This window comes from Enterococcus sp. AZ063 (assembly GCF_051715045.1).
GTDB lineage: Bacteria > Bacillota > Bacilli > Lactobacillales > Enterococcaceae > Enterococcus_D > Enterococcus_D casseliflavus.
Window position 1 is genome coordinate 837,023 of the sequence record NZ_JBIOTA010000001.1, and the last position, 19,318, is coordinate 856,340.

Below are 19,318 nucleotides of genomic sequence, written 5' to 3' on the forward strand. Positions count from 1 at the left end.
ATAAAATTGTCGGGTGGAGGCAGCAGGTATGTTTGATGAAGAAAAAATCAAGCGTCTGAACGAGCTTGAAATGGCTGTTTATAAGTACATTGTCCAGCATTTTGAAGAGATCGATCAGTTGACGATCCGCGAATTGTCAGCTGCATGCCATGTCTCGACCTCGACGATTTTACGATGTATCACGAAATTAGGCTATCGCGGGTATTCAGAGTTAAAGTATGCGATCTGTCAAAAAAAGGAACAAGATGCACGAGCGTTTGATCTTTTCTATGATGCAACGATCCAAGTCAATACATTCTTAAAAAAAGTCAATAATGAAGATAACCGTAAGTTTATCCAGCCGGCGGTAGAGCTGATTCTTTCCGCACGCCATGTGGCGTTTTCAGGTATCGGCACAAGTGGCATTCTGGGCACCTATGGCAGCCGCTATTTTGCTAACTTAGGCATCAATGCTTATAGCATCGTTGATCCCTTTTTGCCAGTACCGCCCCGCGGAATGGAAAATACGTTAGCGATCATTTTATCGGTGTCGGGTGAAACCATTCAAATGATCAAGCAAACGGAGGACTTCAAACGCTATGGAGCAAAAGTACTCAGCATCACCAATGATGAAAAATCGACGATCGCCCAAATGGCAGACTACAATATATCGTATTATATGCCCGTCGTAAGTGGCGGAAAAGAAGTCGATTTGAACCTGACAACGCAAGTCCCGGTGATTACACTGATCGAACTTTTAGCCCATCAAGTCTACAAGCAAATCTAAGCGATCGTAAAAAAACAGCTTCGGCTGTTTTTTTTGTTGGAACATGTTTCATAACTTAGAAAAGCTATAGGCAAGGGGAATATTATCCATTAAGATTTATTTGTAAGCGAATTCACTGGCCGGTGGATGGAATTTTATTTTAGGAGTGATGTGAGATGAACGAATGGATCAATGAGAAATTATTACCCCCAATATTAAAATTTGTTAATACGAAAGCAATCACTGCATTAAGAAACGGTATGCTTTATACGATGCCCTTTTCAATCGTAGGATCGATTTTCCTGCTATTAGCAAACTTTCCCGTCCAGTCGATTGCGGATTGGGTAACGAATAGTGGCTTAGGTGAATACTTCAACCAAGCCTATGGCGCCTCTTTTGCAATTATGGCCTTTTTCGCCGTAATGGGTATCGCCTATTCGTATGTAAAAGCAGAAGGTTACGAAGGACTCCCAGCAGGAATGATTGGTTTAGTTATTTTCTTATTAACTATGGAGTCAAGTGTAACGGATGCTGAAGCAAATGTGACCATCGCAAATGTCATTGATAAGACGTGGACCGGTGGACAAGGAATGATCAGTGCCATCTTAGTGGGACTTTTTGTGGGTTGGGGCTATACATGGTTCTTGAAACGCGACATCCGAATCAAACTGCCAGAGCAAGTACCCACCAATGTCGCAAACTCATTTACAGCATTGATTCCAGCCGCTGTTTTGACGACCATCGCATTAGGCATTTATATTTTCTTTGATAAAGTTTTTCAAACAACCGTGGTCGAATGGATCTACACCGTGATTCAAAGTCCAATGCAAGGGGTGACGGATTCCCTTGGTGGTGCAATGATGCTAGGCTTCTTAGTGCCATTCTTGTGGTTCTTTGGGGTTCACGGTTCGACGATCGTGGGCGGGATCATGGGACCAATTTTACAAGCCAATTCACTAGCCAATACGGCTATTCTTGAATCTGGTAAAGCATTGACATTAGAAAATGGCGGACACATCGTGACCCAGCAGTTTTTGGATCAATTTATGACGGTAACTGGCGCAGGAATGACGATTGGGATCGTGCTATACATGGTGGCTTTTGCCCGTTCGGCGCAGTTCAAACAATTAGGACGTCTTTCCTTGATCCCGGCATTCTTTAATATCAATGAACCAATTATTTTTGCGACACCGATCGTCATGAACCCAATCATGTTATTACCATTTATTTTGACACCGATGGTTTCAGGCGTGATCACGTATTTTGCACTTTATACCGGTATCGTACCGCTATTTACTGCTGTGCAAGTTCCCTGGACGACTCCGCCGATCATTTCAGGTTTTCTAGTAGGTGGCATTCGGACTGCTATCTTACAATTTGTTGTTTTAGCAATCGGCTTCTTTATTTACTATCCTTTCATTCGTAAGGTCGATAGTTTGAACTATAAACAAGAAACAGAGATCGTTTAATACCAAGGAAGCAGGTTGAATAGAAATGAATAAACTAAGAAGCGATTTTTTATGGGGTGGCGCAGTCGCTGCTCACCAATTGGAAGGCGGCTATCGTGCGGGTGGAAAAGGCGTGAGTGTCGCTGATGTCATGACTGTCGGAGGCAACGGAATTCCTCGCCGAATCACGGAAGGGATCCAACCGGGCGAAAGCTATCCCAATCATGAAGCGATCGATTTTTATCATCGGTATCCTGAAGACATCAAGCTTTTTGCCGAATTAGGGTTGAAGTGCTTCCGAACATCGATTGCCTGGACCCGTATTTTTCCAAAGGGGGATGAGCGCGAGCTGAATGAGGAAGGCCTGGCCTTTTATGATCAATTATTCGATGAGTGTTTACGCTATGGCATTGAGCCAGTCATTACCCTGTCTCACTTTGAAATGCCTTATCATTTAGTGACCGAATACGGAGGTTGGCGTAACCGTAAGTTGATCGATTTGTTTGTCCGCTTTGCAGAAGTTTGTTTTACGCGCTATCAAAAGAAAGTGAAGTATTGGATGACCTTCAATGAAATCAATAATCAAGCAAACTATAAAGAAGATTTTGCGCCATTTACCAATTCTGGTCTGTTCTTTACGGAAGGAGAAGACCGAGAAAAAGTCATGTACCAAGCAGCTCATTACGAGCTCGTTGCCAGTGCAAAAGCGGTGGCGCTAGGACATGCAATCAATCCTGCGTTTCAAATCGGATCGATGATCGCGATGTGCCCAATCTATCCGTATTCTTGCGATCCCAAAGACATGATGGCAGCTACGGTGGCCATGCAACGGCGCTATTGGTTTTCAGATGTTCATGCCCGTGGGCACTATCCGAGTTATATGCGCAGCTATTTTGAAAGAAAACAATTTGACTTAGATATCACCCCTGAAGATGAAGCAGCTTTGGCAAAAGGTTGTGTTGACTACATTGGTTTTAGCTACTATATGTCTTTTGCGATCAAAGGCAAGGAGAATGATCCAACCTATGACTATGATGAGAGCCAAGATCTGGTGGACAATCCTTATGTCGATGCTTCTGAATGGGGCTGGCAGATTGATCCCGTAGGCTTGCGCTATGCCCTGAACTGGTTTAACGAACGCTACGAATTGCCGCTTTTCATTGTAGAAAATGGCTTTGGTGCGGTGGATACGGTGGAAGAGGATGGACAGATCCACGATGACTACCGTATTGACTACCTAAAAGCCCATATCGAAATGATGAAAGAAGCAGTAGCTTATGATGGCGTTGACTTATTAGGTTATACACCGTGGGGCATCATTGACTTGGTTTCTGCGGGGACAGGGGAAATGAAGAAACGCTATGGTGTGATCTATGTGGACAAAGACAATGAAGGAAATGGAACCCTTGCTCGTCAGAAGAAAGATTCATTTGCATGGTATCAGCAAGTGATTGCGTCCAATGGCACGAAGGTCTAAAGAAAAAAACGTTACGCAAAATTTCTGCGTAGCGTTTTTTCTTTAGGGCATTTGGATATAGCCGTAATGAAGCAATAACTGAATAATAATAACTAAAGTGTTCATTCCCACATGGGTGATCATGGAAGTCCAAATACTGCCGGTCAAAGCATAAAGCCCAGAAAAGAACAGTCCTAAGAAAATATAGACTAAGAGATGATTGTCATTGTGGGCAAAGGCAAAGGCTACGGCGCTGACAACTACACCAACCCAAACATTGCTGTATTTCCCAATGATGCCAACTAAGGCTCTGCGGAAGACAAATTCCTCCATAATTGGCCCACCGACCATTGCTGCGAGAGCAAAGAGTGGGTTTTGCACCACGATGGCAATGATGTTTTCGGTATTTTGCGAAGCGCTGACTTCTCCGAAAAAGGATTCGATAAAGATGGCTAGATTTTGCAACAAAATCGCTGCGACAATGCCGGTTAGCCCGTAAATAAGAATCGCTGAGACTTTGGTTTTTTTGTGTTCAAACGATAGCGGTTCTGTTTGTCTGAAATACAAGAAAAACATGATCGCTGCACCAGCTAAGTAACCGATCGTTGTTGCTGCTACTTGATGTCCGCTAGGGACGAAGGCGATCGGTAGAAAAAAGACGATGCCGTAAGTAAGAATCGTGGACAAAGAATATTTTGATAAAGACATAGTTGTTTCCTCACACTCCTTTGCTTCATTATAGACTAGGTTGCTTCTAGAAACAAAAAATCCTACTATATTTATCAATCAATTAGAAATGCAAAAAAAATTTAGCAAAAGGCTTGCAAAAATTTGGGAAAATGAGTAATATTGAAACTGTAAGTTAGCACTCGATACAAGAGAGTGCTAATGCTAAATTCTATAACATTCATTGGAGGGATTTATCGTGTTAAGACCATTAGGTGATCGTGTGATTATCGAAGTCGCAAAAGAAGAAGAAAAAACTGTAGGCGGAATCGTGCTTGCATCAGCAGCAAAAGAAAAACCACAAACGGGTACCGTTATTGCAGTCGGCGAAGGACGCACGCTCGAAAACGGTGAAAAAGCTCCTGTTGCTGTCAACGTTGGCGAACAAGTAATGTTCGAAAAATACGCTGGCACAGAAGTGAAATATGAAGGAACAGAATATTTGATCGTTGCTGCAAAAGATATCATTGCAGTAGTAGAATAAGAAAAATAAAAAATACTTGAGGTGATGAAATCATGGCAAAAGAAATCAAATTTGCAGAAGACGCACGCGCAGCAATGCTTCGTGGGGTAGATAAATTAGCAGATACAGTAAAAGTAACCTTAGGCCCTAAAGGTCGTAACGTGGTTTTAGAAAAATCTTACGGTTCACCATTGATCACAAATGACGGTGTAACGATCGCTAAAGAAATCGAATTAGAAGATCATTTTGAAAACATGGGCGCAAAACTTGTTTCTGAAGTCGCTTCAAAAACAAACGATATCGCTGGTGACGGAACAACGACTGCTACGTTATTGACACAAGCAATCGTTCGTGAAGGATTGAAAAATGTCACCGCTGGTGCGAACCCATTAGGTATTCGTCGTGGGATCGAAATGGCAACAAAAGTGGCTGTAGAAGAGCTACACAACATTTCATCAATCGTTGATTCAAAAGAAGCAATCGCACAAGTTGGTGCTGTTTCTTCTGGTAGTGAAAAAGTTGGTCAATACATCGCTGATGCAATGGAAAAAGTCGGCAATGACGGTGTTATCACTATTGAAGAATCAAAAGGGATCGAAACAGAATTAGATGTTGTGGAAGGAATGCAATTTGATCGTGGTTACTTATCACAATACATGGTAACTGACAACGATAAAATGGAAGCAGCGTTAGAAAATCCATACATCTTGATCACTGACAAAAAAATCTCTAACATCCAAGATATCTTGCCATTGTTAGAACAAATCTTACAACAATCAAAACCATTATTGATCATCGCTGATGACGTTGATGGCGAAGCATTACCAACACTTGTATTGAACAAAATCCGTGGAACATTCAATGTTGTTGCAGTGAAAGCACCAGGATTTGGTGACCGTCGTAAAGCAATGCTAGAAGACATTGCGATCTTAACTGGTGGTACAGTGATCACTGAAGACTTAGGTCTTGAGCTGAAAGATGCAACCATCGATAACTTAGGTCAAGCAAGCAAAGTGGTTGTGGATAAAGACAACACAACAATCGTTGAAGGTGCTGGTGAAAAAGAAGCAATTGACGCACGCGTTCAATTGATCAAAAACCAAATCGCTGATACAACTTCTGACTTTGACCGTGAAAAACTACAAGAACGCTTAGCAAAACTTGCTGGTGGGGTTGCTGTGATCAAAGTTGGGGCACCAACTGAAACTGAATTGAAAGAATTGAAATTACGTATTGAAGATGCATTGAATGCAACACGTGCCGCTGTTGAAGAAGGCATGGTCTCAGGTGGGGGAACTGCCTTAGTGAATGTCATCAACAAAGTTGCAGAAATCGAAACAGATGGCGATGCAGCAACAGGTGTCAAAATCGTTTTACGTGCCTTAGAAGAACCAGTTCGTCAAATTGCTGAAAATGCAGGCTACGAAGGTTCAGTCATCATCGACAAATTGAAAAACGCTGACTTAGGCGTTGGTTTCAATGCAGCAACTGGCGAATGGGTAAACATGCTAGAAGCTGGGATCGTTGACCCAACAAAAGTGACGCGTTCTGCATTACAAAACGCAGCTTCTGTTGCCGCATTATTGTTAACAACTGAAGCAGTCGTTGCCGACAAACCAGAACCAGCAGCGCCAGCAGCTCCTGCAATGGACCCATCAATGGGTATGGGCGGCATGATGTAAGCAAGCCTTGAGAACTCCTCTTTTGAGGGGTTCTTTTTTTGTGCGATCTAAAAATACTTCAACACAGAAAAAGACAAAAAACCTTTCTTCTTAGTATTCTAAGCACCAAAGAATTGGTTCATTGCTTGAATAAAAGGAGAAAGGATTGGTAGATATAAGCTATCTATTTGTCTTGTAAAGGCAGCGAGTTTTGTAAGGAACGTCAATTACAACCGTTCCCAAAATCCCTGTGCAAAACCAGTAATAAATTCGTAGAGAGCCGGCAGTATCACCGAAATACATAAAACGACAAAGACCATTTTCTGAACAGCGGTTAATTGTTTGAGGAAATGTTTTTTTGTGAACAATAAATACGCGATACAGATAACGGCAAGCAGCTGCAATAGATCAAATAAAATGGACAAGAAAATCACCTTTTCTGATTAGATTGAATGGACGATAGAATGATGGATTCTCTCAACATAGAGCAAAGAGTTGAATGATATGGTTCTGAGAAAATGTGAAGATCAACGTTTATAAAGAAACGGTATTTCGACGCCAAAGAATGCGAAGATCCCGCTTAAAAGAAAGTAAGTCAATAAGCCTAGATAAAAAAGGACTTTCCAATTCAATTTCTTTTTCATTCGATCCACTCCTTTTGTGTATCATAGCATAAAAAAACGATAATATAAATAAATAATCTAAAGATGCAAATTTGCATTTTTCAGCAAGTGTAAGCTCTCTCAAGCTACATTTTCGCTATCTTGAAAAACCTGAGCTAAAATAGAAAGAGGAACAAAATCATGGCTCACTTTGATTTTTAAATGAACAACGAGTCGAAAGAAGGAGACATTTCTTTGAAAAAACCATGGATAAAACGCAAAAAGAAGCAAAACGAAAATGAATTATTAACGGAACAGTCCGTTCAAGTCGAGCAAAGTCAAACGAGAGAAGAGCTGCAAGAAGAAGCGGAGTTTACTTCTTTTTTTGCGGATGTCATGAAGCGAATGCCGAAAAAATCGGCTTCCCTGGTGATGAAAGGCTATGACGGATCAAAAGCCCAGGCGGAAAAAGTGTTAGCGAAAAGCAAGGATCAATTTGATCAGGTGTTTGAGGAGTTTTTGGTTGGCGTAGATGATGAAACGCGGAAAAAAGCCCACCGCACGATCCATGCGGCTTCTTTGACGGCGGCGATCATCGGCTGTTCACCGATTCCCTTTTCAGATGCAGTGTTACTTGTGCCAGTTCAGATGACAATGATGGCCCGTTTGTATCGTATTTTTGGGCGAACATGGCGTGAAGGGTTAGCGAAAAGTATTTCGAAAGAGCTAGTCGTTGTGAGTTTTGGTCGCAGTGCCGTTGGCAATATCTTGAAATTTGTCCCAGCAGTCGGCACCGTTGCTGGAGCTGCAATCAATGCCAGTGTGGCTAGTGGTATCACCGAAGCATTAGGCTGGGTGACTGTCAAGATGCTGAATGATGGGGAAGATGTGTTTGAGCAAGTGATGTCCTTTAAAGGCCAATTTCACACGCTGTTCAATGCGTTGAAAGTTGGCAAGAAATCCAAGTGAGACAAACAGAAGAAGAACGAAGCAGGTCCAGAGGACTTGCTTTTGTTGCTTCTTTTTCTTCACAGCAAATAAATAGTTATTTTAAAGGAGTGAGTAAAATGAAACAACGAGTGACACGGGAAGAAGTCAAAGAACGGTTGGTCACCGATGCGTATTTTCAAAAAGGTCGTTCTGCTTTGAAGACCCGCCAAACGATTTTGACGATTCTTGCTTGGCTGATGGTCTTGGTTCCCTTTGTCTGGCTGGCCATCCCGCTGACTTTACCGAATCTGGCGGATCGGATTGCCTTTCGGACATATCTGGAAGAAGCAGTGACTTTTGATTTTTTGGCGTTGTTCTTAGGAATTTCTTTTTTGGTCTTGGTTCTGACGTTTACTTTGTTGACCTTGAGGAACAACCGCCGCTTCAAACGATTGCTGCAAAAGCAGTCGATGCATGATGAAGCTGCCTTGGAAAAGCGCAAAGAGTTGCTAGAAGCATTTTATGAAGAACGCTTCGGGACGAAAGAAGAACGCCATGGGGCAAAATACTATGCGGTTGCACCGGAGCAAAACATCGGAGAAACGGAGATCCAAGAACTTTTCCGTAGAAATGGGGTGGGCTGATGGTTGTCAATTTTGATACTGGGTTCCCATGGTTGGATACATTTTTAACAGTCGTTTTAATGATTCTCTTTACGTATCCGATTTTAGGCGGCTTTGCTTGGTTCATCGGGGTGATCTGCAATCGTTTTTTGTTCCGTTATCGTCAATTAGAGTGGATACCGATCCCCGAAGAGATCGAGCCGATGATCACGATTATGGTACCAGCTCACAATGAAGAAATCGTTATTGAAGACACGATTCATTATTTAATGAACAATCTGAACTACAGCAATTATGAGGTGTTGGTGACTGATGATGGCTCAACGGATCAAACCCCTGTGATATTAGACCGATTGATGGAACAGTACCCAAATCTAAGAGTGTTGCGCATCGAAAAAAACCAAGGAAAGGCCCATGCCTTTAATATTGGGGTAGGGTTTGCCAAAGGGGAATTGATCTTGAGCAACGACGCAGATACGGTTCCTGAACCTGATGCGTTATGGAAATATGTCAATTATTTCATCCGCCAAGACTCCATCAATATCTCTGCCATTACGGCGAATATGGACGTTCAAAACCGCACAACGATCGTAGGAAAATCACAAACTGTTGAGTTTTCAAGTATCGTAGGAATTATCAAACGGACACAGCAAGCCGTTTTCGGCGTCATCTATGCCTATAGCGGTGCCAATACGATGTATCGCCGCGCGGCATTGATGGACGTGGGTCTGTTTCGACAAAATCGAGCCACAGAAGACATCAGTATTGCCTGGGACCACCAATTCCGAGGTTGGCTGTCTTTATTTGCTTCACGAGTGATGTTTTTCATGGAGGTGCCAGAAACACTCAAGATGCTCTACCGACAACGGAAACGCTGGGCGAAGGGCGGTACAGAAGTATGGCTGACCAACTTTAAAAAGGTCTTTTTGCATCCTTTTGAAAACATTGGTCGAACCGCTATGTTTGTCGATCAAACATTAAGTATCATCTGGTCATTCTTTTTCTGGCTTTCATCTGCCTTGTTTGTCTTCTATCTGATCTATTATGGTGCAACTGGGAATTACGAACGGATCTATCATATGTTTACGATGGCCTTTCTCTTCGTTTGTTTCGAGATGATTGCGGGGGTCATGCAGCTATTTACCAGCCTCTTGGCGGATGATAACCGCAGCAAGCTGAAGTATTTCCGCTTTGCCCCTTTTTACATGCTGTTTTACTGGATGATTAATGCCATAACGATCGTCACTACCTTTATTCCAGCCGTCAAGACCATACTTGGCTACGGCAGCGGCGTTTGGGTCAGCCCTGAGCGAACGGCGAAAAAAACCGAAGAATCTTAACGAATTCACCTTCCCTGGACAATAAAAACAAGTCTGAGTTTTCTTCAGACTTGTTTTTTTGCCATTATGGTTCAGAAAGATAGTAAATCTCACGATTTTGGTAAGGATAACGAGTTTGCGAAAATTCGAAGGGTCGTCCGTCGGAGAGACGAGCAACTTGTTCTAATTCTAAGATCGGATCATTGGGATCGACTTCTAAATATTTGATATCATAGGAATCCGCTTTGTCGGCACGGATTTTACGTATGGCGGGACCTATTTTGAGATGTAAGGAATCAGTGATATATCGATAGATCGAGTGTTCAAGGATCGCCATATCAATATCGGGAATGGTTTTGATGGGCATGATCGTGTACTCCAATTCAAATGGTTCGTTATCAACATAGCGCAGTCGTACGATATCATAAACCGGTTCGTTTTCTCGCAAAGACAAGTAATCCATTTCGTTGGCTTCTGGAAAACGTACATTGAAACTAATGATTTTACTTTGCACTTTATGCCGTCCGCCATATCGGTTGACTAAACCGATATACTCATTGATCTGTCCTTGGTAGGTCGCTGAATTGACATAGGTGCCATGACCTCTTTTGGTAGAAATCAGGCCTTCTTGCTTCAATTGATTTAGCGCTTTTTGGATCGTCATTCGCGAGGTTTGAAATCGTTTGGCTAACGCCGTTTGTTCCGGTAGTTTTGATAAAGCAGGAAAAACTCCTTCATAAATATCCGTCCGCAACTGATCAACGATCTCTTTGTATTTTGTCATAGTCATCACTCCTTATGTAAAGAAATTCATGGACTTGAGTTTTGTTTGAAGGGGATAAAAACAAGGTCTATCACTAAAGAATCCGCTGAAATTCACATGTATAGAAAAAGCTTTACATATGTTTTTGAAAAATTTACATGCCAGTTTCACCTAATTATAATAGGTTTTGTAAGCGAATACAAATAATGGAGGAATCAATATGAAAAAATTTTACTGGGGAAACAGTGTCAGCAGTATGCAGACAGAAGGTGGTTGGAATGAAGGCGGTAAAAGCTTATCCGTTTATGATATACGGGAAGCTTCGGAACAGGCTAGCGATTGGCATGTAGCAAATGATAACTATCATGCGTATACAGAAGATTTTGATTATATGCAAGATTTGGGGATGAACATGTATCGTTTCCAAATTTCTTGGTCAAGGGTCGTTCACGATGGAGATGGTGCCTTTAATGAAGAAGGGATCGCCTATTACGATCGTTTTATTGATGATCTGTTAGCTCGAGGGATCGAACCTATGATTTGTTTGTACCATTTTGATATGCCCCTGCATCTAGCGAAAACCTATAACGGTTTCATCAGTAAAGAAGTGAAGGACGCATTCATTCGCTTTGGAAAAGAAATGGTGGATCGTTTTGCGGATAAAGTCCATTATTGGTTAACCTTTAACGAACAAAATCTTTTCCACCAAGACCATGGTTTTAAGATCAGCGGCTATTTAGAAGGGGAAGAAACAACAGAAGAATTGTATCAAATTTTCCACAATGTCATGGTTTGCCATGCAGAGATCTGTAACTATCTTCATGAAACAACAAATGCGAAGATTGGCGGCATGCTGGCGTATTCTGAAGTGTATCCAGCGACTTGTCGTCCACAAGACATCAAAGCAGCAAGAGAGTTTGATGAATTTGCGAATTTTACTTTATTAGATTGCTATGCGCACGGCAAGTATTCGGCAGCACAAGACCGATACGTGAAAAATCATCAACTCAATATGAATATTTTACCTGGGGAATTAGAAGCGATCGCAGCGCAGAAAAATGATTACATTGCCTTTAGCTATTATGCTTCTTCTACCTTGAACGCTGAAAAAATCCCTGAAGGAACGCCGCCAAATCGGTACATGACTTTTGGAAAACAAGACAATCCGTATATTGAAACGACGGAATGGAATTGGCAAATTGATCCGCTCGGCTTCCGTGATGTCTTAAATAAAGTCTATCAGCGGTACCGGTTGCCAGTGTTTCCGATTGAAAACGGAATTGGTGTCAGAGAGCATTGGAATGGCAACGAACCGATTCAAGATGATTACCGGATTGCCTACCATCAAGAGCATATTCGAGCGATGTTTGCAGCGATGGTGGAAGATGGAGTGGTCTGTCTTGGGTATCTTGGCTGGGGACTGATCGACATTTTGAGCTCTCAAGGTGATATGGAGAAACGATACGGACTTGTGTATGTCAATCGTGGCAATCATGAGTTGCGAGATATGAAACGTGTGCCAAAAAAATCGTATGAATGGTTCAAAGAAGTGATCAAAACGAATGGTAGTACGATCTATACAAACCCATATGCAGAATAGGAGGAACAAAAATGGCAGCAGAAAAGCGCACGTTTTTAGATAAATTTACAGAGTTTTCGGTCCGTCTCGGCAATCAGGTTCATCTCAAAAGTCTTCGTGATGCGTTTGCGACCTTAATGCCTGCCTTTATTATCGCAGGGATCGCTGTGTTGTTTAATAATGTCTTCTTTCCATGGTTTTTAGAAGGGGCTGCCTTGGCGCGAATGCAAGTGTTTGGCAATTCCATCACCAATGGAACATTGAATATCGCCGGTCTGCTGATCGCCCCGATGATCGCTTATTTTCTTTGCCGCAACAAAAACAATCCGAGCGCCATCAATGCAACCTTTGTGGCAACGACTTGCTTAGTGGTCATGTTGGCGATGGCTCATGCCGTGATGCCAGAAGGCGCTCAAGCAGAAGTGACCATCAGTGGTGTGATGCTATTTGACGATGTCGGGACCAAAGGGATGTTTTCTGGAATCATTTGTGGGTTAGTTGCCACGGAATTATTTATTCGATTGTCAGAAAACAAGCACTTAAAAATCAATTTAGGGGATCAAGTTCCTCCTGCCGTCAGCAAATCCTTCAGCACGTTGATCCCTGCTATTTTGGTGATTTCCTTCTTTGCCGTAGTTGCGACCGTGCTAGCAGCCTTTGATACCGACCTGATTCAAATCATTTCAACAGTGATCCAAGAACCACTGCGTTTATTGAACACATCGATTTTTGGGTTCTTGATCATCTATTCAACGGGCAATTTTCTGTTTACTTTAGGCATTCACCAAACCGTCATCAATGGCACCTTGTTAGATCCATTGCTGTTAGTCAATATGAATGAAAACATGCAAGCCGTGCAAGAAGGCGCTACGCCACCCAATATCTTAAATTCAGCATTCGTGACGGTTTTCGCACAACTAGGCGGGACTGGATTTACGATCAGCTTGATCATTGCAGTGCTCTTATTCGTCCGCAATTACCAACCTTTTCGGGATGTCGTCAATCTATCCCTAGCTCCGGGTATTTTTAATATCAACGAGCCAATCATCTTTGGTTTACCGATCGTCTTCAATTTACCCATGATCATTCCCTTCGTTGCAAGTCCAATTGTTGCAACGTTGATTGGCTACTTTGCTACCGCAGTAGGATTCATTGAACCGCTTTCTGTGATGGTTCCTTGGACGACACCACCAATTCTTAGTGCATTGTTGGCATCAAAAGGGGATTTCAAAGTTGTTTTGGTTCAAGTGATCATCATCGTCGTCTGTGTAGCAATCTATTTTCCATTTCTAAAAATCGCTCAACGGGTTGCAATCAAATCTGCTGAATTGGAGCGTGCAGAATAAACAAAACAGGATGAATCCTATACTAGAGTGACCTACAAAAGTTAGAACAAAATTCTAACGTTTTGGGGGTCACTATTTTTTGAGGTGATTTTTTACTAAGTTTCTATTTTGAATTTTAATTAAATGGTATACTATCCCAAAAGGAGCGACTATGAAACTTTCAGAAATGCAAAAAGCGATTTATCAAAACAAAATCGATCACCAATTCAATGTCACAAATATTGAAAAAGAGTTTTTGGCTTTATATGGTGAAGTAGGGGAAGCCTTTGACGCGTATCGGAAGCAACAAGAGGTAGGAGAAGAATTGGCGGATGTGGCGATTTATCTTCTTGGGTTAGCAGAAATCCTTTCCATCGATCTTGAAGCTGAGATTCATAAAAAAATGGCCGTCAACCAAAAGCGTCGTTATACGAGTTATGGCAATGGCTATGCCAAACGAATCGATAGTTGATACACGCACAAAAACTAGTGGATTCCTCGAGTATAGGCCCTTACCGAAATAGAAATGGAAGCAGGAGATAGGATGGAAAAGAACGTAAGCATGCGTGAATTGACCACGGCAGATTTAGCAGAAGTCGTGGACCACTATATTGCCGTATTTTCAGCAGAACCATGGAATGACCAATTGACAGTGCCGCAAATCACCGACTATGTATCATCAATGATGGCAATGAATACTTTTAATGGTTATCGACTAACAGACCGAACATCGAATGAATTGATTGGTCTTTCATTAGGCTTTATCAAGCCCTGGTATCAAGGAAAAGAGTATGTGATCGATACCTTTTTAATTACTGGCACGCACCAAGGAAAAGGCCTGGGTTCCACTTTTTTAGAAAGGATCAAAGAGGATCTGCTCAAGAAAGAGATTCCAACGATTTTGTTAGATACCGAAGAAAGTATGCCAGCAGCGGATTTTTACAAAAAGAATGGCTTTAAACCGCTACCAGATAATGTAAGCTATTATTTATCTCTAGAATAATAATAACTTGTCAATAAATAAAAAAGTCTGCGAAAAAATCGCAGGCTTTTTAGTTATGCACAGTTTCAACAGGTTTATCCACAATATGTTGTAGGAACATGTTTTCGCCTACTAAATATTGGGTGTGTGGTTTTTAGAAAAGGATTTCAAAGAGACTCTTATGGACCAATGAGCGTAAAAGTGAAAAAAGTACTGAAACGCTTATAGAATATAGCAAAATTTATCTAGATGAGAGGCTCTGTTGGTACCGATCAGCTAATTTCTATCATCTTCGCGATAGGTCTTGCGATACTGTAGCGGCGTTAAACCAAATTTACGCTGAAATCTTTTGCTAAAGTAGCTCAAGTGATTGAAGCCAACGTGGTAGCAGATGGTTGAGATCGGCTCATCCGTTTCGATCAATAGGTTTTTGGCTTGAGACAATCGATAATCAATCAGATAGTTGATTGGGGTCAATGTCGTGTATTGCCGAAAAAGGGCGGTACAAGTACGTGTATTGATGGCAGCAGCTTTAGCGATCGCAGGAACCGTTAATGGTTCTTGATAATGCTCATGGACAAATGCCAGCATTAAGTAGATAGTTTCTTTCTTTGGTGAAGCAGGTCTTGCAGCCATTAGCTGTGAAAGGGCAGCTAAAAACAATTCATAGAGAGTAAATCGTTGTTCAATAAGCAGAGGCAGACGCACGGTTTGAACAAATGCTTGATGTTGGGCGGTTAAGGTTAAGCGCCGATAGCTGCGGGTGCGATCGTGGACTAATTGTTCAATCGCTTCTTTAAAAGCAGGGTCAGCAATAAAGCCTGAAGAAAAATCAAAGCAGCAATATCGGACGTTTTCTGAAGCTAAAACAGCACCATGGAGTACACGGCTATTAATAATGATCGCCTCATTCTTGCTTAGCAAAATTTGCTCGTCGTCTATCGTATACACGAAGCTACCTTCTTCGACCCATACAATTTGCAGCTCGTCGTGCCAATGCAGAGGCAATTGGTCGCCACGCTTTTGTTGCAAGCAACGTTGATAAATTGCGAAGGAGCGATTTGTAGTTGTATGTTTGGTCGTTTCTTCGTTTTCTTCTGTGCGTTCAAAGTACATACCGCACCACCTTTTTACAGAATAGTGTTAAAAACAATCAGGATATTGACAAAAGTTCACTATCTGATTCGGTATAATACTAACAAAGTAAAGTGAAAGACAAAAGGTGTTTTTATGAAAAAAACAGTTGGGATTGTTTATGCTTGTTCAGCAGCAGCTTTGTGGGCAGTTTCTGGCATCGCTGGACAAATTTTATTTACGAAATATAGTATTTCAGCAAATTGGCTCGTTTCAACACGATTGGTTCTTTCAGGGTGTTTGTTGCTAAGCATTGGGTTAAAGGATCGCGCTCGATTGATTTCCCCATTTCGGGAGAAAAAGGACTTCATTCAGCTGCTCTTGTTTTCTTTCTTAGGCATGTTTCTCGTTCAATTTACCTACTTTAAAACGATTGAGCAAAGCAATGCTTCGTTTGCAACGATTATTCAATATACAGGACCTTTCTTTGTTTTACTCTATGCCGCGATAGCCAAAAGGCAGCTCCCCTCTTTAAAGACATGTTTCTGGTTATTGGTAACCTTACTTGGTGTGACGGCTGTGACCTCAAAAGGACAGATTGAGCAATTAGCGACTTCCCAATCTGCACTAGGCTGGGGGTTAGCATCAGCGATATCACTAGCTTTTTATTCTATACAGCCGCGTAAACTCTTGCAAAAATATGGGAGTTTACCAATTGTCGGCTGGGGGATGTTGATTGGTGGAGGCTTGGGGAATGTGGTTCATCCAATGTGGCAGATCGATAGTCAACTGAACGTTCAAGTAATTCTTTATTTGCTGGTGGTCATTTTATTTGGAACAGCACTAGCGTACTTGATTTTTTTAACAAGTTTACGCTATTTATCCTCAACACTTGCAACAGTTTTAACAGCAGTTGAGCCACTGCTGGCTGCTTTCTTATCGATCATTGTTTTTCATGATCACTTCACAGTGGTGGAGCTAGTAGGATTTATGGCAGTTATAGGGAGCATCATGTGTTTACAAAAAAAATTGTGAAAAAGACGAGATTCGCCAAAATCGGTGAAGTCTCGTCTTTTTTATAAATCACCAGAAAAAGAAAACGCAGGAGTCTACGCTTTCTTTTTCTGTTCTTCTTTTTTCTTGTCTGTGGTCGGTACGGAATCTAGGGCTTTTTTGAAAATCTCTTCTTTTTTCGTTTTATAGTTATGTTGTCGTTCAGCATACACTTTTTCTTTCGTTTTTGTTTTCATACTCGGTCACCTCTTCCTTTTTTTTAAGTATAGCATGATTTCACAAACTTATGCAAATTCTTGGTTTTCTCCTTGGTGTTATAATCTTTCTTGTAAAATACATTGTGAAAATATTTCTTTTGGCAGAGATGAGGGACTTCTCTATCAAGAAATTCGCATCCGGTTGGAAGCGATGTAACAGGATTTCATCTAAGCGTCGATCACACAGGTGAAAGCAGCGTTCTTTTTGAAACAATTTTTTCACAGAATCCCTCGTGTAAAAAAGGAATGATAAATGGGTGGTTTTAGTATCGATTTTTGAAAAAGGGGATCAGGAAAGAAATGTTATTCAAATAACAGTCTTGTTTTTCAAAAAGTGGGTTTGTTTGCAAAAAAAATCCTGTTTTTATTCGCGAATTAAAATAACGTTGAATGAAATAGTGTTTTTCTGTAGTTTATAGAAATCTTTGTAAATAGAGTGCCATTGAGCAACACCAAAGAGAAAGTGATCAAAAAGAATAACGCAGGAAAATAAATGACACGTTTTATTAAACGTAAATTAAAAAAATACAAAACGAAAACAATATCAAAAAATATTAATTTTTGTTAAAATGGGGTACAGGGGGTGTTTTATTGGAATCTCGGAAAATCAAACGTAAGCGTTTAGTGAAACAAAAACGGTCCCTTTTCGTACAAAAAGGATTGGGTATCACAGCAGCGTTAGCATCGACTTCAGGTGTCTTTACGTCTCTTGCTCATGCGACCGAAACGACGAACGCTTCGTCATCAACCAACACAACTGCTACTCTTGCCAGATCGTCAGCTGAAACGGCGATCAATCGACAATTTAAAACAACAGCTTCACTGAATGTTCGTTCAAATGCTTCAACGAGTGCCTCTATCGTAAGTGGTGTAGGAGCAAATACAACAATCACTGCGGTGGCTCAAAAGAACGGTACCTCAGTGAATGGCAATACAACATGGTATAAGCTATCAACAGGCGGATGGATCTCAGGGGCTTATGTGAAAAGCACCTCAGGCTCTTCTTCTGCCAATACAGGCTCGTCCAATTCGTCGTCTTCTTCATCGGAAAAAACGATTTCGAAATCAGTGAAAACGACTACTGCATTGAACGTCCGTTCAAATGCAACGACCAGTTCTAGTGTCGTACGCGGTTTGAGCAGTAATGCGACAGTACAAGTCGTTGCACAAAAGAGTGGAACATCGGTGAATGGCACGACCACTTGGTACAAATTGTCCACAGGCGGTTGGATCACGGCAGCCTATGTCAAAGATGTTTCCAGTAGCTCGACAGGCAATAGTTCTTCTGGCGGCAACACAAGTGTTTCTGCAGAGACGGCTATCAGCAAGAACGTGAAAACAACAGCGGCATTGAATGTTCGTTCGAGTGCCTCAACAAGCGGCAGTGTCGTTGGCAGCCTAAGCAGCAGCACGACGGTGAAGGTCGTTGCCCAGAAAAATGGCACATCCGTTGGCGGCACCAATGTATGGTACAAAGTATCGACTGGTGGCTGGATCACAGCGGCATATGTGCGTGACGTCACGTCTAGTTCTGGAAATACAAGTAATAACAATAATTCAAACACAGGTTCAAGCAACACTGGTTCATCAAACGGCTCAAGCAATGCGAGTGAGCAAGCCATCAATAAGACGTTCCAAACAACCACTGGGATGAATGTGCGCTCAAATGCATCGACTTCTGCAAGTGTGGTCAGCAGTTTGGGCAGTAATGCGACCTTCAAAGCAGTGGCTCAAAAACAAGGCGCGTCAGTCAATGGCAATACCACTTGGTATAAGTTATCAACTGGTGGCTGGGTATCTGCAGCATATGTCAAAGAAGTCAGTGCGACGACTCCTGGCAACAATAACAACGCAGGCAATACCAATGTTCCAATGAGCGTGAACGGAGCAGCGATCGTTGCAGAAGCTAGAAAACATATCGGCACTCCTTATCAATGGGGAGGCAAAGGACCAGATGTCTTCGACTGTTCTGGGTTTACACGCTACGTCTTCTTAAAAGTGACGGGCAAAAACATCGGTGATTGGACAGTCCCACAAGAAAGCGCAGGGACGATCATTCCTGTCTCGCAAGCACAAGCTGGCGACTTGCTGTTCTGGGGTCAAAAAGGGAATACCTACCACGTAGCGATCGCTACCAGTAATACAAGCTATATCCATGCGCCAAGCACGGGTTATACAGTCACCGAAGCACAATCAGGCTTTTCGACTGCTAGCTTCGCTCTACGCGTGAAATAAATATTTTATTGAAAAGGCAAAGGGTTTGTCCTTTGTTAGAAACGCCCCTAAGAAAGCTGCCATCAGTTTTCTTAGGGGCGCTTTTTGGGTTGGGCGCAGATCTTTTTAAAAGGTGG

At 41.9% G+C, this 19,318-nt stretch carries 19 protein-coding genes; 14 read left to right on the forward strand and 5 right to left on the reverse strand.

Annotation, left to right across the window (positions count from 1 at the left end; translation table 11 throughout):
* Positions 1-28: 28 nt before the first annotated feature.
* From IGK61_RS03810 to IGK61_RS03820, 3 genes are all read left to right on the forward strand, one after another.
* Positions 29-766 (forward strand): MurR/RpiR family transcriptional regulator, encoded by a 738-nt coding sequence (locus tag IGK61_RS03810; RefSeq protein ID WP_074536547.1) that lies wholly within the window; start codon positions 29-31, stop codon positions 764-766.
* 155 nt (positions 767-921) lie between these two features.
* Positions 922-2,214: a PTS sugar transporter subunit IIC gene (locus IGK61_RS03815; protein WP_074536546.1), complete on the forward strand. Its 1,293-nt coding sequence runs from the start codon at positions 922-924 to the stop codon at positions 2,212-2,214.
* A gap of 25 nt (positions 2,215-2,239) precedes the next feature.
* A complete protein-coding gene (locus tag IGK61_RS03820; protein ID WP_074536545.1) occupies positions 2,240-3,670 on the forward strand; it encodes a 6-phospho-beta-glucosidase in 1,431 nt (476 codons plus the stop codon).
* Positions 3,671-3,712: 42 nt separating this feature from the next.
* On the opposite strand, the gene IGK61_RS03825 is transcribed toward IGK61_RS03820, so the two are convergent.
* Positions 3,713-4,357, reverse strand: a complete 645-nt coding sequence (locus IGK61_RS03825; protein ID WP_074536544.1) for a CPBP family intramembrane glutamic endopeptidase — start codon at positions 4,355-4,357, stop codon at positions 3,713-3,715.
* A gap of 217 nt (positions 4,358-4,574) precedes the next feature.
* On the opposite strand from IGK61_RS03825, the gene groES reads away from it, so the two are divergent.
* The gene (groES, locus tag IGK61_RS03830) at positions 4,575-4,859 is read left to right on the forward strand and encodes a co-chaperone GroES (protein ID WP_005225291.1); all 285 of its coding nucleotides are present in this window, start codon (positions 4,575-4,577) and stop codon (positions 4,857-4,859) included.
* A 32-nt stretch (positions 4,860-4,891) separates the two neighbouring features.
* The gene (gene groL, locus IGK61_RS03835) at positions 4,892-6,520 is read left to right on the forward strand and encodes a chaperonin GroEL (RefSeq protein WP_005237384.1); all 1,629 of its coding nucleotides are present in this window, start codon (positions 4,892-4,894) and stop codon (positions 6,518-6,520) included.
* Positions 6,521-6,726: 206 nt separating this feature from the next.
* Here the strand turns inward: groL and IGK61_RS03840 are convergent, their stop codons facing one another.
* Positions 6,727-6,924 (reverse strand): hypothetical protein, encoded by a 198-nt coding sequence (locus tag IGK61_RS03840; protein WP_074536543.1) that lies wholly within the window; start codon positions 6,922-6,924, stop codon positions 6,727-6,729.
* Between the two features lie 399 nt (positions 6,925-7,323).
* Between IGK61_RS03840 and IGK61_RS03845 the strand changes: the two genes are divergently transcribed.
* The 3 genes from IGK61_RS03845 (at position 7,324) to IGK61_RS03855 (ending at position 9,994) form a co-directional block, all read left to right on the forward strand.
* Positions 7,324-8,070 carry a YcjF family protein gene (locus IGK61_RS03845; RefSeq protein WP_016610552.1) on the forward strand — a complete coding sequence of 249 codons (747 nt, stop codon included), beginning with the start codon at positions 7,324-7,326 and terminating at the stop codon, positions 8,068-8,070.
* 98 nt (positions 8,071-8,168) lie between these two features.
* Positions 8,169-8,675, forward strand: a complete 507-nt coding sequence (locus IGK61_RS03850) for a hypothetical protein (protein WP_074536542.1) — start codon at positions 8,169-8,171, stop codon at positions 8,673-8,675.
* Positions 8,675-9,994, forward strand: coding sequence for a glycosyltransferase family 2 protein (locus IGK61_RS03855; protein ID WP_015509139.1), 1,320 nt, complete (start codon positions 8,675-8,677; stop codon positions 9,992-9,994). The genes IGK61_RS03850 and IGK61_RS03855 overlap by 1 nt, the downstream gene beginning before the upstream one ends.
* 64 nt (positions 9,995-10,058) lie before the next feature.
* Here IGK61_RS03855 and IGK61_RS03860 read toward each other — a convergent pair whose 3' ends face one another.
* Positions 10,059-10,757, reverse strand: coding sequence for a GntR family transcriptional regulator (locus tag IGK61_RS03860; RefSeq protein WP_034858220.1), 699 nt, complete (start codon positions 10,755-10,757; stop codon positions 10,059-10,061).
* 199 nt (positions 10,758-10,956) lie between these two features.
* Between IGK61_RS03860 and IGK61_RS03865 the strand changes: the two genes are divergently transcribed.
* The 4 genes from IGK61_RS03865 (at position 10,957) to IGK61_RS03880 (ending at position 14,643) form a co-directional block, all read left to right on the forward strand.
* Positions 10,957-12,336 (forward strand): glycoside hydrolase family 1 protein, encoded by a 1,380-nt coding sequence (locus IGK61_RS03865; RefSeq protein WP_074536541.1) that lies wholly within the window; start codon positions 10,957-10,959, stop codon positions 12,334-12,336.
* 11 nt (positions 12,337-12,347) lie between these two features.
* Positions 12,348-13,661: a PTS sugar transporter subunit IIC gene (locus tag IGK61_RS03870; protein WP_016620624.1), complete on the forward strand. Its 1,314-nt coding sequence runs from the start codon at positions 12,348-12,350 to the stop codon at positions 13,659-13,661.
* Between the two features lie 151 nt (positions 13,662-13,812).
* Complete coding sequence (locus IGK61_RS03875; RefSeq protein ID WP_074536540.1) at positions 13,813-14,112, forward strand: MazG-like family protein; 300 nt, start codon at positions 13,813-13,815, stop codon at positions 14,110-14,112.
* A gap of 72 nt (positions 14,113-14,184) precedes the next feature.
* A complete protein-coding gene (locus IGK61_RS03880; RefSeq protein ID WP_074536539.1) occupies positions 14,185-14,643 on the forward strand; it encodes a GNAT family N-acetyltransferase in 459 nt (152 codons plus the stop codon).
* A 255-nt stretch (positions 14,644-14,898) separates the two neighbouring features.
* Here the strand turns inward: IGK61_RS03880 and IGK61_RS03885 are convergent, their stop codons facing one another.
* Positions 14,899-15,738 (reverse strand): AraC family transcriptional regulator, encoded by an 840-nt coding sequence (locus IGK61_RS03885; protein WP_074536538.1) that lies wholly within the window; start codon positions 15,736-15,738, stop codon positions 14,899-14,901.
* A gap of 114 nt (positions 15,739-15,852) precedes the next feature.
* Between IGK61_RS03885 and IGK61_RS03890 the strand changes: the two genes are divergently transcribed.
* On the forward strand, positions 15,853-16,731 hold the full coding sequence (locus IGK61_RS03890; RefSeq protein WP_074536537.1) for a DMT family transporter: 879 nt from the start codon (positions 15,853-15,855) through the stop codon (positions 16,729-16,731).
* A 74-nt stretch (positions 16,732-16,805) separates the two neighbouring features.
* Here IGK61_RS03890 and IGK61_RS03895 read toward each other — a convergent pair whose 3' ends face one another.
* The gene (locus IGK61_RS03895) at positions 16,806-16,946 is read right to left on the reverse strand and encodes a hypothetical protein (RefSeq protein WP_005237363.1); all 141 of its coding nucleotides are present in this window, start codon (positions 16,944-16,946) and stop codon (positions 16,806-16,808) included.
* 612 nt (positions 16,947-17,558) lie between these two features.
* Between IGK61_RS03895 and IGK61_RS03900 the strand changes: the two genes are divergently transcribed.
* On the forward strand, positions 17,559-19,202 hold the full coding sequence (locus IGK61_RS03900) for a C40 family peptidase (protein WP_074536536.1): 1,644 nt from the start codon (positions 17,559-17,561) through the stop codon (positions 19,200-19,202).
* The last annotated feature ends 116 nt before the right edge of the window (positions 19,203-19,318 follow it).

Coding starts and splice junctions, on each gene's coding strand:
- IGK61_RS03810 (WP_074536547.1), top strand. CDS start 29: ATGTTTGATGAAGAAAAAATCAAGCGTCTGAACGAGCTTGAAATGGCT.
- IGK61_RS03815 (WP_074536546.1), top strand. CDS start 922: ATGAACGAATGGATCAATGAGAAATTATTACCCCCAATATTAAAATTT.
- IGK61_RS03820 (WP_074536545.1), top strand. CDS start 2,240: ATGAATAAACTAAGAAGCGATTTTTTATGGGGTGGCGCAGTCGCTGCT.
- IGK61_RS03825 (WP_074536544.1), bottom strand. CDS start 4,357: ATGTCTTTATCAAAATATTCTTTGTCCACGATTCTTACTTACGGCATC.
- groL (WP_005237384.1), top strand. CDS start 4,892: ATGGCAAAAGAAATCAAATTTGCAGAAGACGCACGCGCAGCAATGCTT.
- IGK61_RS03845 (WP_016610552.1), top strand. CDS start 7,324: ATGAACAACGAGTCGAAAGAAGGAGACATTTCTTTGAAAAAACCATGG.
- IGK61_RS03850 (WP_074536542.1), top strand. CDS start 8,169: ATGAAACAACGAGTGACACGGGAAGAAGTCAAAGAACGGTTGGTCACC.
- IGK61_RS03855 (WP_015509139.1), top strand. CDS start 8,675: ATGGTTGTCAATTTTGATACTGGGTTCCCATGGTTGGATACATTTTTA.
- IGK61_RS03860 (WP_034858220.1), bottom strand. CDS start 10,757: ATGACAAAATACAAAGAGATCGTTGATCAGTTGCGGACGGATATTTAT.
- IGK61_RS03865 (WP_074536541.1), top strand. CDS start 10,957: ATGAAAAAATTTTACTGGGGAAACAGTGTCAGCAGTATGCAGACAGAA.
- IGK61_RS03870 (WP_016620624.1), top strand. CDS start 12,348: ATGGCAGCAGAAAAGCGCACGTTTTTAGATAAATTTACAGAGTTTTCG.
- IGK61_RS03875 (WP_074536540.1), top strand. CDS start 13,813: ATGAAACTTTCAGAAATGCAAAAAGCGATTTATCAAAACAAAATCGAT.
- IGK61_RS03880 (WP_074536539.1), top strand. CDS start 14,185: ATGGAAAAGAACGTAAGCATGCGTGAATTGACCACGGCAGATTTAGCA.
- IGK61_RS03885 (WP_074536538.1), bottom strand. CDS start 15,738: ATGTACTTTGAACGCACAGAAGAAAACGAAGAAACGACCAAACATACA.
- IGK61_RS03890 (WP_074536537.1), top strand. CDS start 15,853: ATGAAAAAAACAGTTGGGATTGTTTATGCTTGTTCAGCAGCAGCTTTG.
- IGK61_RS03895 (WP_005237363.1), bottom strand. CDS start 16,946: ATGAAAACAAAAACGAAAGAAAAAGTGTATGCTGAACGACAACATAAC.